The sequence below is a fragment of the Flavobacterium sp. genome, assembly GCF_049590715.1.
GTDB lineage: Bacteria > Bacteroidota > Bacteroidia > Flavobacteriales > Flavobacteriaceae > Flavobacterium.
In genome coordinates this window covers 13,395-31,857 of record NZ_JBAWDL010000202.1, presented here as the reverse complement: position 1 = coordinate 31,857, position 18,463 = coordinate 13,395, and the positions used below count along the sequence as shown (strand labels likewise).

General features: G+C 31.3%; 17 protein-coding genes. 14 read left to right on the top strand and 3 right to left on the bottom strand.

Annotated elements, in window-relative coordinates; translation table 11 throughout:
- The first annotated feature begins 59 nt into the window (after window positions 1-59).
- The 11 genes from lpxD (at window position 60) to WBQ70_RS09100 (ending at window position 10,975) form a co-directional block, all read left to right on the top strand.
- Entirely contained in the window at window positions 60-1,103 is a 1,044-nt protein-coding gene (gene lpxD, locus WBQ70_RS09150; protein WP_423913223.1) for a UDP-3-O-(3-hydroxymyristoyl)glucosamine N-acyltransferase, read from the top strand.
- On the top strand, window positions 1,096-2,484 hold the full coding sequence (locus WBQ70_RS09145; RefSeq protein WP_423913201.1) for a bifunctional UDP-3-O-[3-hydroxymyristoyl] N-acetylglucosamine deacetylase/3-hydroxyacyl-ACP dehydratase: 1,389 nt from the start codon (window positions 1,096-1,098) through the stop codon (window positions 2,482-2,484). The genes lpxD and WBQ70_RS09145 overlap by 8 nt, the downstream gene beginning before the upstream one ends.
- Before the next feature lie 69 nt (window positions 2,485-2,553).
- Window positions 2,554-3,339: an acyl-ACP--UDP-N-acetylglucosamine O-acyltransferase gene (lpxA, locus tag WBQ70_RS09140; RefSeq protein ID WP_423913199.1), complete on the top strand. Its 786-nt coding sequence runs from the start codon at window positions 2,554-2,556 to the stop codon at window positions 3,337-3,339.
- A gap of 180 nt (window positions 3,340-3,519) precedes the next feature.
- Window positions 3,520-4,086 carry an elongation factor P gene (gene efp, locus WBQ70_RS09135; RefSeq protein WP_423913196.1) on the top strand — a complete coding sequence of 189 codons (567 nt, stop codon included), beginning with the start codon at window positions 3,520-3,522 and terminating at the stop codon, window positions 4,084-4,086.
- 100 nt (window positions 4,087-4,186) lie between these two features.
- Complete coding sequence (locus WBQ70_RS09130; RefSeq protein WP_423913194.1) at window positions 4,187-5,116, top strand: UDP-3-O-(3-hydroxymyristoyl)glucosamine N-acyltransferase; 930 nt, start codon at window positions 4,187-4,189, stop codon at window positions 5,114-5,116.
- Window position 5,117: 1 nt separating this feature from the next.
- Entirely contained in the window at window positions 5,118-5,480 is a 363-nt protein-coding gene (locus WBQ70_RS09125; protein WP_423913191.1) for a nuclear transport factor 2 family protein, read from the top strand.
- A 96-nt stretch (window positions 5,481-5,576) separates the two neighbouring features.
- Window positions 5,577-6,449, top strand: coding sequence for a succinate--CoA ligase subunit alpha (gene sucD, locus WBQ70_RS09120; protein WP_423913188.1), 873 nt, complete (start codon window positions 5,577-5,579; stop codon window positions 6,447-6,449).
- A gap of 148 nt (window positions 6,450-6,597) precedes the next feature.
- The gene (locus WBQ70_RS09115; protein WP_423913186.1) at window positions 6,598-7,023 is read left to right on the top strand and encodes a hypothetical protein; all 426 of its coding nucleotides are present in this window, start codon (window positions 6,598-6,600) and stop codon (window positions 7,021-7,023) included.
- A 120-nt stretch (window positions 7,024-7,143) separates the two neighbouring features.
- Window positions 7,144-7,890: a 3-oxoacyl-[acyl-carrier-protein] reductase gene (fabG, locus tag WBQ70_RS09110; RefSeq protein ID WP_423913184.1), complete on the top strand. Its 747-nt coding sequence runs from the start codon at window positions 7,144-7,146 to the stop codon at window positions 7,888-7,890.
- 78 nt (window positions 7,891-7,968) lie between these two features.
- Window positions 7,969-9,996: a hypothetical protein gene (locus tag WBQ70_RS09105; protein ID WP_423913181.1), complete on the top strand. Its 2,028-nt coding sequence runs from the start codon at window positions 7,969-7,971 to the stop codon at window positions 9,994-9,996.
- Window positions 9,997-10,027: 31 nt separating this feature from the next.
- Window positions 10,028-10,975: a YeiH family protein gene (locus WBQ70_RS09100; protein ID WP_423913179.1), complete on the top strand. Its 948-nt coding sequence runs from the start codon at window positions 10,028-10,030 to the stop codon at window positions 10,973-10,975.
- Here the strand turns inward: WBQ70_RS09100 and WBQ70_RS09095 are convergent.
- Both WBQ70_RS09095 and WBQ70_RS09090 read right to left on the bottom strand, forming a co-directional pair.
- The gene (locus tag WBQ70_RS09095; RefSeq protein WP_423913177.1) at window positions 10,968-11,543 is read right to left on the bottom strand and encodes an exonuclease domain-containing protein; all 576 of its coding nucleotides are present in this window, start codon (window positions 11,541-11,543) and stop codon (window positions 10,968-10,970) included. The genes WBQ70_RS09100 and WBQ70_RS09095 overlap by 8 nt on opposite strands.
- A gap of 23 nt (window positions 11,544-11,566) precedes the next feature.
- Window positions 11,567-13,483: a DUF294 nucleotidyltransferase-like domain-containing protein gene (locus WBQ70_RS09090; RefSeq protein ID WP_423913175.1), complete on the bottom strand. Its 1,917-nt coding sequence runs from the start codon at window positions 13,481-13,483 to the stop codon at window positions 11,567-11,569.
- A gap of 367 nt (window positions 13,484-13,850) precedes the next feature.
- Here WBQ70_RS09090 and WBQ70_RS09085 point away from each other — a divergent pair, with 367 nt between their 5' ends.
- Window positions 13,851-15,593, top strand: a complete 1,743-nt coding sequence (locus WBQ70_RS09085; protein ID WP_423913172.1) for an APC family permease — start codon at window positions 13,851-13,853, stop codon at window positions 15,591-15,593.
- A gap of 66 nt (window positions 15,594-15,659) precedes the next feature.
- Window positions 15,660-16,478, top strand: coding sequence for a hypothetical protein (locus tag WBQ70_RS09080; RefSeq protein WP_423913169.1), 819 nt, complete (start codon window positions 15,660-15,662; stop codon window positions 16,476-16,478).
- A gap of 276 nt (window positions 16,479-16,754) precedes the next feature.
- On the opposite strand, the gene WBQ70_RS09075 is transcribed toward WBQ70_RS09080, so the two are convergent.
- On the bottom strand, window positions 16,755-17,309 hold the full coding sequence (locus WBQ70_RS09075; protein WP_423913167.1) for a fasciclin domain-containing protein: 555 nt from the start codon (window positions 17,307-17,309) through the stop codon (window positions 16,755-16,757).
- Between the two features lie 501 nt (window positions 17,310-17,810).
- Between WBQ70_RS09075 and WBQ70_RS09070 the strand changes: the two genes are divergently transcribed.
- Entirely contained in the window at window positions 17,811-18,389 is a 579-nt protein-coding gene (locus tag WBQ70_RS09070; RefSeq protein WP_423913164.1) for a non-canonical purine NTP diphosphatase, read from the top strand.
- The last annotated feature ends 74 nt before the right edge of the window (window positions 18,390-18,463 follow it).

Genomic DNA, 18,463 nt, shown 5'->3' with positions numbered 1-18,463 from the left:
TAAGGGGTTTCAATTACTGAAATTTAATTTAGAAGCTTTAAAAAAATAATTTTAACATGATGAAATTTACAGCAGAACAAATAGCGGGAATTTTAGAAGGAGAGGTAGTGGGGAACCCTAATGCTGAAGTTTTCCAGTTATCCAAAATAGAAGAAGGAAAAGAAGGTTCATTGACTTTTTTGTCAAATCCAAAATACAACAATTACATTTATACAACAGAAGCTACTATAACGATAGTAAACAAAACTTTTGTAGCTGAATCTGAATTAAAAACAACTTTGATAAAAGTAGAAGATGCTTATTTGTCATTTTCAAAATTGTTAGAATTTTACGATCAAGCAAAAGGACAGAAAAACGGGATAGAACAACCTTCAGTTATTTCTGAAAATGTTACGTATGGCGAAAATTTTTATTTAGGAAGTTTTGCCTATATAGGAAGCAATGTTAAAATTGGTGATAATGTTAAGATTTATCCCAATTGTTATATAGGAGATAATGTAAAAATAGGTAATAATGTTACTTTTTTTTCAGGTGCGAAAGTGTACTCAGAAACCATTATTGGAAATAATTGTACGATACATGCAGGAACTATTATTGGTTCAGATGGTTTTGGATATGCTCCAAATCAAAATGGAACTTTTAGTAAAATCCCTCAAATAGGAAATGTAATTATTGAAGATAATGTAGAAATTGGAGCTTGTACCACTATTGACAGAGCTACTATGGGATCTACAATAATTCGTAGTGGTGTGAAATTAGATAATCAAATTCAAGTGGCACATAACGTAGAAATAGGAGAAAATACCGTAATTGCAGCGCAAACGGGAATTGCAGGTTCTACCAAAGTGGGTAAAAATGCAATGATTGGTGGACAAGTCGGGATTTCTGGACATTTAACCATTGGGAATAATGTTCGCATTCAAGCACAATCAGGTGTTGGTAGAAATATAAAAGATAATGAAATATTGCAAGGTAGCCCTACTTTTGGTTACAATGATTTTAGTAAATCCTATGTTCATTTCAAGAACTTGCCAAAAATAATTACAGAAATTGAAGAGTTAAAGAAACAAATATTAAACACAAAAAACGCAAACAATGGTTAAACAGAAGACCATCAAAACAGAAGTATCCCTTACTGGAGTTGGATTACATACAGGTAAAGAAGTGAAAATGACTTTCAAACCTGCTCCAGTTAATAACGGTTTTACTTTTGTTAGAGTTGACTTAGAAGGGCACCCTGTTGTTGAGGCAGATGCAAATTATGTTGTGAATACACAAAGAGGGACTAATTTAGAGAAATTAGGTGTAAAAATTCAAACCCCAGAACATGTCTTGGCAGCATTGGAAGGATGTGATTTAGACAATGTGATCATTGAACTAAATGCGTCTGAATTGCCTATCATGGATGGGTCTTCTAAATATTTTGTGGAAGCTCTTGAGAAAGCCGAAATTGAAGAACAAAATGCAAAGCGAAATGTATATGTAGTAAAAGAAGTGATTTCGTTCACTGATGAAGAAACAGGAAGCGAAATCTTAGTGATGCCAAGTGATTCTTATAGTGTAACTACTATGGTAGATTTTGGGACAAAAATTCTTGGAACACAAAATGCTACCCTTAAAAACATCGCTGATTTTAAATCTGAAATAGCCAATTCAAGAACGTTTAGTTTCTTGCACGAATTAGAATCATTATTAGAAAATGGTTTGATTAAAGGTGGAGATCTAAATAATGCTATTGTTTATGTAGATAAAGAAATCTCAGATGCTACCATGTCTAGTTTAAAAGTAGCTTTTGGTAAAGAGACTATAAACGTGAAACCTAATGGTATTTTAGACAATCTAAATTTACATTACCCAAACGAAGCTGCAAGACACAAATTGCTAGATGTAGTAGGGGATTTAGCTTTAATTGGTACCAAAATTCAAGGTAAAATTATAGCCAATAAACCAGGGCATTTTGTAAATACACAATTTGCTAAAAAAATGGCTAAAATCATTAAAATTGAACAAAGAAACTTTGTTCCTTCTTTTGATTTACACCAAGAACCGTTGATGGATATTCATAAAATCATGTCGGTTTTACCGCATAGACCTCCATTCTTGCTGATTGACAGGATTATCGAAATGACTGAAAGTCATATTGTTGGGATGAAAAATGTAACAATGAACGAAAGTTTCTTTGTAGGTCATTTTCCAGGCGCACCAGTAATGCCAGGTGTTTTGATTGTGGAAGCAATGGCGCAAACAGGAGGAATTTTAGTATTAAGTACAGTTCCAGATCCTGAAAATTATTTAACATATTTTATGAAAATGGACAATGTTAAGTTCAAACAAAAAGTATTGCCTGGTGATACTTTAATATTTAAGTGTGACCTAATTACTCCTATTAGAAGAGGTATTTGTCACATGCAAGCAAATGCTTATGCTAACGGTAGATTAGTAGCTGAAGCAGAGCTAATGGCACAAATTGCAAAGAAAAACTAAATCAAATTTAAAGAAAGCTTCAAATTTACCGTTTGAAATTATTCTTTAATAAACATAAATAAAAGTTAGATGAATCAACCATTAGCATATGTTCATCCTGGCGCTAAAATTGCCAAAAATGTGGTTATTGAGCCTTTTACAACTATTCATAACAATGTAATCATTGGTGATGGAACTTGGATTGGTTCTAATGTAACGATCATGGAGGGTGCTAGAATAGGGAAAAATTGTAATATTTTTCCAGGAGCTGTAATTTCAGCAGTGCCTCAAGATTTAAAATTTGGAGGTGAAGATTCTCTTGCCATTATAGGAGATAATTGCACCATTAGAGAATGTGTAACCATCAATAGAGGAACAATTGCTTCAGGACAAACTACCATTGGAAACAACTGTTTAATTATGGCTGCTGCACATATTGCGCACGATTGTCATGTAGGTGATAATGCTATTATTGTAAATGGTGTTTTATTAGGTGGTCACGTTACTGTAGGTAATTATGCCGTAATTGGTGGATTATCTGCTGTACATCAATTTATTAGTATTGGAGATCACGCGATGATTTCGGGTGGTTCTTTATTGCGTAAAGATGTTCCTCCTTATACAAAAGCCGCCAAAGAGCCTTTGTCTTATGTAGGGATTAACTCTGTTGGATTGAGAAGAAGGGGTTTCTCAACTGAAAAGATCCGAGAAATTCAAGATATTTATCGTATTCTATATCAAAAAAATTACAACACAACACAAGCAATCGGAATTATCGAAGCTGAAATGGAAGCCACTCCAGAACGTGACGAAATATTAGACTTCATTCGTAACTCTTCACGGGGAGTTATGAAAGGGTATTCAGGGAACTATTAAAGTTACCACCCGGCTCTCCCCAAAGTAGAGGGAGGGATTGCGGAATTTGTTTGAAAACAAATAAGCCTTTAAAATTAAAGGAAAAGGAACTAGATTGAAAAAATAATAAGTAACACATATCCATCAAGTCTCCCTCTCCGCCGCGGCGGAAGGATCGGGATGGAGAAAAACACAAACAAAATGGCATCTACATCAGACATTAAAAACGGACTTTGCATCAAACACAATCACGATATTTATAAAATTATCGAATTTCTTCATGTAAAACCAGGAAAAGGACCTGCTTTTGTAAGAACTAAATTAAAATCAGTGACTAACGGTAAAGTATTAGACAATACGTTCTCTGCAGGACATAAAATTGATGTTGTAAGAGTAGAAACGCATACTTTTCAGTTTTTATACCCAGAAGGAAATGATTTTCATTTTATGAATGCTGAAACATTCGAACAAATCACATTAGATAGAAATGTTTTGGATTCACCAGATTTATTGAAAGAAGGTGAAAATGTAATGATTCAAATCAACACTGAAACAGATTTACCATTATCAGTTGATATGGCTCCATCAGTAATTCTTGAAGTTACTTACACAGAACCAGGTTTAAAAGGAAATACAGCAACAAATGCTACTAAACCTGCAACCGTTGAAACAGGAGCTTCAGTAAATGTTCCTTTATTTATTAACGAAGGAGATAAAATCAAAATTGATACTGCTTCAGGGAATTATATGGAGCGTGTAAAAGAGTAATCCTTAATTACATAAAAAATAAAGTTGAAAGTAAATTAAAATCGAATTCGTTTTTTGTTTATTTTCAACTTTTTAAATTAATATATTATCAAATTATTTTATGAAATTTACTAAAGCGCATTCCTTACAAGCGATTGCTAATTTACTTCAATGTGAATATATTGGCAATGCTACTTTTGAAGTCTTAGGGATGAATGAAATTCACGTAGTAGAAAAAGGAGATATAGTTTTTGTAGATCATCCTAAATATTATGAAAAAGCTTTAAATTCAGCCGCTACTATTATTTTAATTAATAAAAAAGTGGTATGCCCAGAAGGAAAAGCATTGTTGATTTCTGATGATCCTTTTAGAGATTTTAATAAATTAACCAATCATTTCAAACCCTTTATACACAGTTCAGTATCAATTGCTCCTACAGCTCAAATAGGAGAAGGAACAATCATTCAACCCAATGTTTTTGTTGGAAATCATGTACTAATTGGTGAAAATTGCTTAATCCATCCCAATGTTTGTATTTATGATCATACTGTAATTGGGGACAACGTTATTATTCACGCTGGAACTGTTCTTGGTGCTGATGCTTTTTATTATAAAAAAAGAGAAACTGGTTTTGATCAATTGGTTTCTGGTGGGAGAGTAGTAATCAAAGATAACGTTGGTATTGGAGCCTTATGTACTATCGACAAAGGAGTCACAGGTGATACGACTATTGGTGAAGGAACAAAATTAGATAATCAAGTGCACATAGGACATGATACTATTATTGGCAAAAAATGTTTGATTGCGTCTCAAACAGGTATTGCTGGTTGTGTCATAATTGAAGATGAAGTTACTATCTGGGGACAAGTAGGAACTACAAGTGGAATCACCATTGGTACAAAGGCGGTCATTATGGGACAAACAGGGGTAACCAAATCAGTTGCTGGAGGAAAGTCTTATTTTGGCACTCCAATACAAGAGTCAAGAGAAATATTGAAACAATTAGCCAATATCAAAAAAATACCAGATATTTTAACTAAATTAAAATAGTATGTCTTCAAAAAAAATTATCCTCGATTTTTATAAGTCTGATGCATTAATTAACAGTGATGTTATGAAAGAGTATATTCATCCAGAAATTATTGTTGATTGGAATAATAGTGAAGGATTTACTCAGTTAAATTATGATGCAATAATTAATCTTACAGATCAATTGAATAAAGCTTATGTTCGAACTAAGGTAAGGATAAGTCATATCCTTTCAGAAGACAACATCATATCCGTTCGTTATTCTCATTTTGTGAAGACGATTGAGAATCCTAGAGAGGAAATGTTATTGGCTCATTTTATGGTTATTTGGGAACTAAAAGACAATAAATTATTCCGTGGGTTTCAAATCAGTCAAAAACCTTGAATTTTGTTTTAAAAAATCGGATTTTGAAGACAATTTAGTGCTTTCTATTTTATATTTTTGCAACACAAAATTTAAAAACTACATAAAATATATATCATGAGTGTTTTAGTTAATAAAGATTCCAAAATAATTGTTCAAGGTTTTACAGGAAGTGAAGGTACTTTCCATGCGTCTCAAATGATTGAGTACGGAACTAACGTTGTTGGTGGAGTAACTCCAGGTAAAGGTGGTTCTACACATTTAGACCGTCCTGTTTTCAATACTGTTAAAGACGCTGTTGAACAAGCGGGTGCTGATACTACTATCATTTTTGTACCACCAGCTTTTGCTGCTGATGCTATCATGGAAGCTGCTGAGGCAGGTATTAAAGTAATTATTGCTATCACTGAGGGAATTCCTGTAGCAGATATGATTAAAGCCAATAATTATGTAAAACAAAGAAACGCTAGATTAATTGGACCTAACTGTCCAGGGGTTATTACTCCAGGAGAAGCTAAAGTAGGTATTATGCCAGGTTTTGTTTTCAAAAAAGGAACTGTAGGTATCGTTTCTAAATCAGGAACATTAACTTACGAAGCAGCTGACCAAGTTGTAAAACAAGGATTGGGAATTACTACAGCTATCGGTATTGGTGGAGATCCAATCATTGGAACAACTACTAAAGAAGCAGTTGAATTATTAATGAACGATCCTGAAACTGAATGTATCATTATGATTGGTGAAATTGGTGGTCAATTAGAAGCTGATGCTGCTAAATGGATTAAAGCTGATGGTAACCGTAAGCCTGTAATTGGTTTTATTGCTGGAGAAACCGCTCCTGCTGGTAGAACAATGGGTCACGCTGGTGCTATCGTTGGAGGATCTGATGATACTGCTGCTGCTAAAAAACAAATCATGAGAGACAACGGAATTCACGTTGTTGATTCACCAGCTGAAATTGGTAAAAAAGTAAAAGAAATTATGGGTTAATTCTAGAATTTCATTTTAAATACTAAAAGCTGCGTCTTGTTGCATAAACAGACGGAGCTTTTTCTTCATTTAGGCGTATTTGAATTCAAACAAAAACTTTGGCACTAAGTTTCTCAAAATCTTAGTACCTTTGCAAAAATTAAAAAAAATGTATAAAGAATTAGAAAAATTCAAAAACAGTAATAGTTTCACTTTTACAATAGAAGATAGTTTAGAAGAAGTGTGTAATGCTTCTGAAGGAAGTGGTGTTTTTGTAGTAAATGCTATCACTGGTGACGAAAAAGAATTAATCATGGTAGGTTCTACTGGAACTGTACAAAATGATGGATCTTTGAAGAGTAAAAATGGCGGTTTGTACGATAAAATCGTAAATGGACACCAATTTGCAAAAACAGGAAGAAAATATTCTTGGCCAGCACAAATGAAAATAGAAAATATCGAAAGATTAGAAGTACTTTGGTTTGAAACTTTTAATGAAGATAACAAAGGAATTCCAACAGCTGTTGAAGGACAGGTTTTACAAAATTACCTTGATGCAAACGGTAAATTGCCAAGATGGAATGTGGCTTTTTAATCAAGACCAAACAAATATTCAAAAAGCTTTACTTCGGTAAGGCTTTTTTTATACTACAAATTTCATAAAATCGGTAAATAATCTATATTTGTAACTCGATAAAAAAAATGATATCATAATATGAAATTACTAGAAGGAAAAGTAGCCATAATAACAGGCGCAAGTCGCGGAATAGGAAGAGGCGTTGCTGAAGTTTTTGCAAAAAACGGAGCTAATGTTGCTTTCACATACAGTTCATCAGTTGAATCTGCTTTAGCATTAGAAAACGAATTAAACGCTTTAGGAATTAAAGCCAAAGGATATAAATCAAATGCAGCTGATTTTAATGAAGCACAAACTTTAGTTGAAACTGTATTGGCAGATTTTGGAACAATTGACATCTTAATCAACAACGCTGGAATCACTAAAGATAATTTATTAATGCGTATTTCTGAAGCTGATTTTGATGATGTTATTGCGGTAAACTTAAAGTCAGTATTTAATATGACTAAAGCCGTTCAAAAAACTTTTTTAAAGAAACGTGCTGGTTCTATCATCAATATGAGTAGTGTCGTTGGTGTTCAAGGTAACGCTGGTCAAACAAATTATGCTGCTTCAAAAGCAGGTGTTATTGGTTTTACGAAGTCTGTAGCCTTAGAATTAGGTTCTCGTAATATTCGTTGCAACGCTATTGCCCCGGGATTTATTGAAACTGAAATGACTGCTAAACTAAGTGAAGATGTGGTTCAAGGATGGAGAGATGGTATTCCGTTGAAACGTGGTGGAACGACAGAAGATGTAGCTAATGCGTGTCTTTTCTTAGCTTCGGATATGAGTGCTTATGTAACAGGACAGACATTGAATGTTTGTGGAGGAATGCTAACTTAAAAATGTTTTTGTTAATGGTTCGTTGTTTATTGTTCTACAACCACAAACTATAAACCCAAAACATTAAACTAAAAAAATATGACAACCAACACCATTCTATTAATAATACTTTCATTAATAATAGCAGCTGGTTTGTCTTTTTTTCAATATATATACAAAGCCAAAAGCAATTCAAAACTGAATTTGTTTTTGGCTTTTTTGCGTTTTTTATCTTTCTTCTGTATTTTGTTATTGTTGATTAATCCGATGATTACCAAAAACACACTCGAAATTGTAAAACCACCATTGGCAGTTGTTGTCGATAATTCCAGTTCAATAACTCACTTAAATGGTACCAAAGCCAGCTTAGCTACCTATCAATCTTTGGTTACCAATAAAGAGTTACAAGAAAAATACAATATCCAATCTTTTCAATTTGATAATGAATGTCTATATTCGGATAGCTTTGATTTTAAAGGAATACAAACCAACTTGGATGCTGTTGCAAAAAATCTAAAGAATACCAATCGGAATAAATCGTACCCAACCATAATAATTACGGATGGTAATCAAACTTCAGGAAATGATTATGTATATAGTTTTGGAAGTGAAAACTCAATATTTCCAGTTGTTATTGGTGACACTACCAAAGTATTGGACTTAAAAATCAATCAGCTGAATGTAAATAAATATGCTTTTTTAAAGAATAAATTTCCAGTAGAAGTGTTTTTAGGATACTCCGGAACTAAAAATGTGCAAGCAGAATTTACAATTCGTAATGGGAATTCAATACTAGCAAAACAAACTGTTTCCTTTTCTTCTACAAAAAAAACTGCTGCTGTCAATGTTTTTTTAGCAGCGGATAAAGTAGGGGCACAAGTTTATAAAGCGACTATTCGTTCTGTAGAAAAAGAAAATAACGAGTACAATAACACCAAGAATTTTGCAATTGAAATTATCGATCAAAAAACAAATATTACAATTGTTTCCGCTATTTCACATCCAGATATTGGTTCATTAAAAAGAGCTATTGAATCTAATCAACAACGTAAAGTAACAATAGTTAAACCATCTGAAATCAAATCATTAGATGATATATCTGTTTTAGTTTTTTATCAACCAACTTCCGAATTTAAAGCCCTTTTCGAAAAAAGTAAATTGGCAGGAATTAATAGTTTTGTTATCACTGGAATGCATACCGATTTTAATTTTTTAAATCAGAAACAGAATATTTTTGAATTTAAAATAAGTACTCAACAAGAAGACTATTTAGCTAGTTTTAATCCACAGTTTAACAACTTTGCTATTGAAAATATTGGTTTCGAAAACTTACCACCATTAGGGAATCCTTTTAGCAAAATTACTACCAAAGGAAATGTAGCTGTTTTACTTTCGTCAAAAATTAGAAACATAGAAACCAATGCACCTTTATTATCTTTTACCGAAAATCAAGGGAAACGAATGGCGTTTCTTTTTGGAGAAAACAGTTGGAAATGGCGATTAACAAATACGATCACCAATCAGTCATCTGAAAAATATGATGTTTTTATAGATAAAATCATTCAGTTTTTAGCATCTAATAATACTAAGAAATCTTTGATTGTCCAACATGAAAATTTCTATAATTTAGGGGAAGGAATTCAAATTACAGCTCAATATTTCAATAAAAATTATGAGTTTGACGAAAAAGCACATTTAACAATTTCCGTTAGCAATATAAATACTAAGCAAACCAAAAACTACGATTTATTAAAAAAGAATAATTCGTACAAAGTCAATCTAGATGGTCTTGGTGCTGGGAACTATAATTTTAGGGTCAAAGAATTGAATTCAAAAAGCAGTTATTCAGGTAAATTTGAAGTTTTGGATTTTGATATTGAAAAACAATTTATTAATCCTGATGTAGAGAAGCTAAAGCAATTGGCTATACAAACAGGAGGGAAGGTTTATTATCCAAATCAAGTAGAAGAGTTAGTTCAGTCTTTATTAAAAAACAAGCATTACAAAGCCATTCAGAAAAATAAATCTAATAGGTCTCCATTAATTGAATGGTATTGGTTGTTGATTTTAATCACTGTGTTTCTTTCGACAGAATGGTTTGTTAGAAAATATAACGGATTGTTATAATTATATAAATGATAAGTTGAAAAAAATACTAATGAAATTTTCATTTTTAGGATCCAATAAAATTTTTCAGAAAATCTTTTTTGTACTGTTATTGCTTATCTGTGTTTTTACCAAAGTTTCACCACCAATTGCTTTATTATTAGGATTAGTGGTAGCCAATCTTTCTGGTCATCCTTTTTTACCTTTTAATCACATTGCTATTCGGTATTTGTTACAATTATCAGTAGTAGGTCTAGGTTTCGGAATGAATGCCTTACACGCTATATCAATAGGGGCAACGAGTTTAGTATTTACCATAATTTCAATAGTGACCACGATTAGTTTTGGGTACTTAATAGGTAAATGGTTGTCAATTGAAAATAAAACGTCACATTTAATCTCATGCGGTACTGCAATCTGTGGCGGAAGTGCTATTGCAGCTATAGCACCCATAATCAAATCAGACGAAAAGCAAACATCAGTAGCATTAGGCGTGATTTTTATTTTAAATTCAATTGCACTTTTTCTATTTCCTGCTATTGGTCATTGGCTTAATTTGTCTCAACAAGAATTTGGTTTATGGTGTGCTATCGCAATTCATGATACTAGCTCCGTTGTAGGTTCAGCAAATAAATATGGTCAAGAGGCATTAGAAATTGCAACAACAGTAAAATTAGCTAGAGCCTTATGGATTATTCCTGTTGCTTTATTCACTACTGTGATTTTTAAAAACAAAACTAGTAACATCAAAATCCCTTATTTTATTGGTTTTTTTATCTTGGCAATGCTATTAAATACGTATGTTACTCAAGTAGCATTATTTGCCCCAAAATTGGTTGGTATAGCTAAAATTGGTTTAACAATTACCTTATTCTTAATTGGTTCAGGATTAAATATCAATGTTCTGCGCGCAGTAGGTATAAAGCCTCTGTTACAAGGGATTGCATTATGGTTTTTTATAGCATTTTCAGCTTTAACAGCAATCATTTATTTTATTTAAGACCAAGTCTAGATTTTAGTTTTAAAAATAACAATGCCATGCTGTATGCAGTATCAGGAGATGAACTATTTTCTATATTTGGAATTTTATAAATAGTAAATAATTCCTCTAAACTAAAATCTTGGTCTGTTATCTCTACTAACTTTTGATGCATAATATTAATATCGAGCGCTTCATTTTTTAAATGTCCACATTCTAAACGTTCAAGAGCAACATTGATCATTTCAACATGAAAATTGATATTATGACCAACTAAAATTGCATTTCCTATATAGTCAATAAACGCTTTAATTGCATCAGGTTCTCCTAATTTTTGCAACTTACTTTGTACTATAAAGTCAAAGGGGAGTTTGTTATCATGAAAATATTTGTACTGCATTAAAACTGCTTCAAAGCTATCACCGATATGGATACTATCATCAATTACAGAAAAAGCACCAAGCGTTAAAATTACATCTTGATGCACGTTTTCTCCTGTAGATTCTGTTGAAAAAACAACATATCGTTTGGATTTCTTATTAAATGTCGATAAATATGTTTTCCAGAATTCTGGATATACTTTATTCATCCCTATTAGCCAATCAAACATAATTATGAAAAATGAGTTAACTGAAATTTATTTTTAATCAAATCTTCCAATTCTTTCATTGGTAAGAGCGCATTTTTTAGTTTTTCTCGGTCAATTTTAGACAATTCTTCCAAATTTATAAACTGACCAGAATCATCATTTTTTATTCCTTCTAAAGTTCTAAATTTAGATAAAGTCAGAAAAGCATCTGCACAATCAAGATAAACTTCTGAATGTTTTGAATCCGTAATAGCCAATTGTTTAAATCGAACATAAGTGTTATGAATCCCTTTAATCCCATAACTCAATGTAAACAGACGAGCACTATCAATAAGGGGCGTCAATGCACGAGTTTTAATATCAAATTTATCTTTATAAGGACCTTCTTCTTCTACTAAAAATTTCTTAAAGAAACTTAAGGGAGCATTTTTACGTAGAGCATCGTTTCCTAAAAAATCATAAAATAAAGGATTATTAATGGCGTTTTCAAAAACTATGCTATTAATGGCATCTTCAATTCTTTGGTCTCCAAAAATAATCTCGTAATCAAAGAAGATACTACTTAATTCATTATTGTTTTTACCTGGTGTTTTCATCCAAGTATCATATTGTTTTAACCAGTCAGACAATGACTTACACCAAATTACATTACTTGCCATATGTCCATTTGAACACAAAGAATATCCAACTTTTTCTAGTTTTAAAGTAGTCTTTTGAGCTAATTTAAGAAAATAATCTTTAACCTCTCTAAACCTTTCTGGAGCCACATCTTCAAAAACTAAATAACTGTCTTGATCTGTAAGCAATAATTGTTCTTTCCTTGCCTGACTACCGATACTTAACCATGCAAATCGAGCAGGAGGAGAGCCCAATTCTAAAATAGACTGTTCTACTGCTCTTTTTAGTATAGCAAAATTGACTTCACTTGCAATATTTGAAATATGAGTTAAAGGAATGTTTTTTTGAATGGAGGATTGAATGATATCAGCTAAACGTAAACGTATTTGTTTTAATTCACTAGCCGTTTGAGAACGTTTAATTTCTTTTATTAAAACACCTGGATTATTAGCTTGCGCCAAAATTAAATCATGTTCTGTAATAACCCCTTTAATTTCTGTTTTATCAGAACCATCAATGGTAACACATAAATGAGTAACATTATTTTTTAACATCAACAATTGAGCTTCAGCTAAAGAAACATTTTCAGAAACAGTAATTACTGGCCATGACATAATAGCATCAACAGTATTCGTAATTGGAAAACGACCTGTAGCTATTTTAGAAGTCATATCCATATCGGTTAAAATTCCAACTGGAATTTTATTTTCACAAATAATTGCGTTATTTATTCTCATTTCAGCCATCAATTGCGCTACATCTTTGACGATACTATTCCCGTTAATCAGTAGAGGAGCAGTGTTGAAAGTTAAATTTTGAAAAAATTGCATACCTGATTGTTGCCCTGTAAAAAAAGCGTTCTCTGATATTAAGTTACTTTCATAATTTTTTTTATCTTTTGTATTGCGTTTATCTATAGAAAAACTTTCTAGTAATTGATTTAAAACATCTGAATTATTAGCTACAAAAGGTCTAAAGACAGCAATAGGAATAGCATAAACAATACTTTCTTCGCGTGCTTTAGCAGTCATGATATAGTTGTTTTTGGCAAAAAATGGTCGTAAACCAAAAATAGTACCTTCATGACATTTGTCTAAAATTGTTTCTTCAGCGTCTGAAATAACGTATAAATTTACCAACCCTGAAGCTACTACATAAAAACTATCGTGTAATGAATCATTTATATTAAAAACGGTTTTGTTTTTTTCTAAATTAATAACACGAATACTAGATGCAATTTCAGACAATTCATCATTTGACAAATGATCAAAAGGCGTATAATTTTTTAAAAAATCAGCAATGTGTATCGTAATTGGGTTCATAGTTTTTGTTGATTCTGATTTGCAAAATTAATAAAATTAAGACTCAAATTCATATCTGTATAATTGATTCTAATTCTTTTTATTGAAATATCGTTTTTTAATTCATATTATCCGAATACCCAAAAAATAATAATCTTTTTTAGATCATACAAGTTATATTAATCTTATTTAATAAATTAAACGCATTTTGTATTAGTTATTACTTGAAAAGCATGATTAAATTTCTATTTTACATAATATAAATTATGATTCGTTTTTTGATACTGGCTAATACCATAAAAATAAAGATAACTTTTTATTACTTAATTTGGATATTATTTACAAACTCTTAACTTGCGACGCATTATATACAAAATCCTTATAAATAATGAAAAAAGTATTACATAAAAAATTAAATGAATTACAAGCAACAGCTATTTGTGGAAATGACATTAGTTCATCCTGCTTGTATGTTTCGGCACTAACCATATTATATGCTGGTCAATACGCATGGATATCATTATTATTGGTTGCTGTAGTGCTTTTTTTATTCCGTAAAATTTACAATGAAGTTGTTGGAGCTATTCCTTTGAATGGTGGTGCTTACAACGTATTATTAAATACTTCTTCGAAAAGATTAGCATCTCTTGCTGCTACATTAACGGTATTATCATACATGGCTACAGCAGTAATCTCAGCTTCAGAAGGAATGCATTATTTACACAGCATTGCACCAGAAATCAATATAACTATTGCTACCATAATCATTTTACTTTTATTTACAGGCTTAGCTATATTAGGGATTGGTGAATCTGCCATTGTTGCAGTTGTTATATTTATTACCCACTTGTCAACTTTAACTTTGCTTGTATTAGCTTCCGTATTTTTTCTTTTTACCAATGGATTAGATACTTTTAGTATAAACTGGAGTCTCCCAATTTCATCAGGCGGTATCGTACAGGCTTTGTTTTTAGGTTTTTCAGCTGCTATGTTGGGAATTTCTGGATTCGAAAGTTCTGCTAATTTTGTTGAAGAACAAGAACAAGGTGTTTTTCCTAAAACATTGCGTAATATGTGGGCAATTGTTAGTTTTTTCAACCCTGTAATTGCTTTTTTGTTAATCTGTATTATTCCTATAGCACAAGTAGGTGAACATCAAGAATCGCTATTAGCTCATTTAGGAAATACAACAGGAGGTTCATGGTTAGCGTATTTAATTTCTATTGATGCTGTTTTGGTACTTTGTGGAGCTGTATTGACTTCATTTGTTGGAGTTTCAGGATTATTGAATCGTATGACATTAGATCGTATTTTACCAAATTACTTCTTAAAACAAAACAAAAGAGGATCTAACTATAGAATTATCATAAGCTTTTTAATTCTTTGTATATCTGTATTATTAGTTACTGAAGGTAATATTGTGGCTCTTGCAGGTGTGTATACTTTTTCATTTCTCGCTGTGATGGGATTATTTGGTATTGGTAATTTACTTTTGAAATTCAAACGTAAAAAACTTCCAAGGCCTGAAAAAGCAAGAGGAATTGCTGTCGTTACTGCTGTTTTATTAGTCATTGCAGCCTTTATTGGAAATGTTCAGTTAAACGTAGATTCTTTTTATACTTTTATTAAATACTTAATTCCAGCGATCGGATTTGTTGGTATAATGCTTAATCGTTCTTTTTTAATTAAAGTTTTGATTGAAGCTTTAGAGTATTTCTACAAACCACTTCGTAAAATGGTGATTTTTAGTAATCGTTATTTATTAAAAATGAATCTGAAAATAAATTCACAAGAATTTGTCTTTTTTACTAAAGGTGATGATGTTGCAATAATTAATAAAGTAATGCAATACGTTCAAAATAATGAAACGACTAAGAAATTAAAAATCGTAAATATAAATAAAGATCATGAGGATAATGCCTTATTAATATCTGATCTTAAGGTTTTAGATAGAGCATATCCAGAAATTGATATTGAATTTATTGAGCTAGAAGGAGTTTTTGGTCCTGAAATTATTGATATTTTATCTAATGAATGGAATATTCCTAAGAATTTTATGTTCATTGGTTCACCTGGTGATCGCTTCTCCTACCGAGTTTCTGAATTAGGTGGGGTCCGATTAATTATGTAATTTGTTACTTAAGTTGTCAGTATTTTAATATTCATCGTCAGTTCAATTAATTCTAAATTCTAAATTGTGAAAAAACATACTAGATTAATACTCATAGGGATTGTTCTATTTTCAACAACTATCCAAGCTCAAAGCCCGTGGACTAGAGAAAAAGGGAAAGCTTACATTCAATTGGGAGCCTCAGGAATATTCTACAATCAAGCAGCAATTGATGGAAAAACGGTTGATTTGAATGCTGATTACAATGATATTACTTCGCAATTATACACAGAATATGGATTAACAGATAAATTAGAAGGACAATTGATTCTTCCGTATAAATTTATCAGCAAAAAATCAACTACTGACAATACTAATATTGATTTATCTGGACTAGGAAATATTACTTTAGGATTGAAATACAAGATTTATGACCAAGCTTGGAAAATAAGTTCAGGTTTACAATACATTGCCAATACTATTGCTTACAATAATGGTGTAAGTACAGGATTTGCTGCTAACACATGGGTTCCATACGTAACAGCTGGAACAAGCATTGGAAAATGGTATTACTACGGAAATTTAGGTTATGGGTATATGAGTAATGATTATTCTGATTATCTAAAATTTGATGGCGAATTAGGATACAATATTATCCCAAAAGGACATATTATACTTGCTTTTAATTCTAAAAATGTAGTTTCAAAAGAAAGTGCTTTTTATAATGAAAACACGCAATGGTTATCTTATTTAGACCGTCAAACGTATAATGCTTTAGGTTTAAAACTTAATTATGAATTTAAACCAAACCAATTTGGCGCTAATTTTTCTGTTTTTGGTGCTTTTGGAAATGACAACGCTCCCCTAGCCCCTTCCTTAAATTTAGGCATTTACACTAAAATATAAGTTTATAATGACCTTAATAAAAAAACCAACTGGAAGAATATTCTATCAGTTGGTTTTTTGTTTTTTAGAACTATAAAGCCATTCAATTATTTTTACCAATCCTTTTATATAATGTAATGTTATTTCTCAATTGTTACCTAGCCTCCTCTCCTACTCAATATTAGAAATATTGAATCATTATTTTATTTTATTACACAAATTATTCAGCCACTTTTAAACATAAAAAAGCCATTAGCAGTAGGTAGCTAATGGCTTTTTTATCTGTTTGTTGTTTGCTTATGATTTTGGTAAAAGTACCGTGTCAATTACATGAATAACACCATTTGACTGGTTTACATCAGCAATGGTAACTTGGCTCATACCACCTTTTTCGTCAGTGATATACAATTTTTTACCTTTCATCCAAGCTGTTAAAGTACCACCACTTACCGTTTTCAAAGTTGCTTTTCCACTACCCATTTTAATAGCTTTAGCAATATCTGAAGCATTCATTTTACCTGCTACAACATGATAGGTCAAAATAGTTTGTAACATTTTTTTGTTTTCTGGTTTTAATAATGTTTCAACAGTACCCATTGGTAATTTGTCAAAAGCTGCGTTTGTTGGAGCAAAAACAGTAAATGGACCTTTTCCTTGTAATGTTTCCACTAATCCTGCTGCTTTAACTGCAGCTACTAAAGTTGTGTGATCTTTTGAATTTACAGCATTCTCAATAATGTTTTTTGTTGGATACATTGCTGCTCCACCTACCATTACTGATTTTTGAGCGAAAGAAGTTGCTCCGAATACTAATGCCATAAATGCTACTGATAAAAATTTTCTCGTTTTCATAATTTTAATTATTAAGTTATAATAGCATTTACGCTATTAGTTTGCTTTTGGATTAAAAAAATGAAAATAAAACAAACACCCTAACCTTAATATGATGAATAACAACTCATTAGATTAAAAAAAAAAGAAGATTTGTTTTTTTACAAACAAAAAAGGAGCGTTTTTACACGCTCCCATTGTAGATTTTGATTCATCATTTCAACTTGTAATTCTAAAATATTCCATCTTGATAGTTGAATATTGAGTCATCAATCTTATGTGAAAATTGATATAATCAAATAAATAATCAAAACCACTTATCAAATATACGACTATAACATAAATAACTTATTGAAATACAGTATTTTAACCTGTTTTTAACATCTTTTACGTTCTTTTTTAATTAATCCTTAATAAATAGTTGAATCCTTTATGTTTTTGACTTAAAAGTCTTTATTTATAAAAAAGAAAGATTTTAAAAAAAATGTACCTTTGATTTTAATTATTTTAAATCTTATAGTTATGCAATTTGTTTTTGCTTCAAACAATAAAAATAAAATTAGAGAAATTCAACAATTACTGCCTCAAAGTATCCAAATTTTGAGTTTAGCAGACATTGGATGCCATGAGGAAATTCCAGAAACAGCTGATACTATTGAAGGAAATGCCATTTTGAAAGCTAATTTTATTACTCAAAATTATGGATATGAATGTTTTGCTGACGATACTGGTTTGGAAGTAACTGCATTAGATGGAGCACCAGGTGTATATTCTGCTCGCTATGCAGGAGAACCCTCAGATTCAATAGCAAATATGGATAAACTTTTAGAAAATCTTAAAGAGGAAACTAATAGACAAGCACAATTTAAGACGGTAATGGCATTAAACCAAAATGGAAAACAATACCTTTTTACAGGAATCGCTAAAGGAACTATTACACTTACTAAGTCAGGTCAAGAAGGATTTGGCTATGATCCTATTTTTCAACCTGAAAACCATAGTCTTACCTTTGCCGAGATGTCTGCTGAACTTAAAAATGCAATTAGTCATCGTGGTAAAGCTACTCAATTATTAATTTCATTTTTAAACACTATAAAATAACTTTATAAAACACAACATTTTATGTTTAAAAATGAAATGGCTAACGTAATTGTCTTGAAAAAGTTTAAAACCAA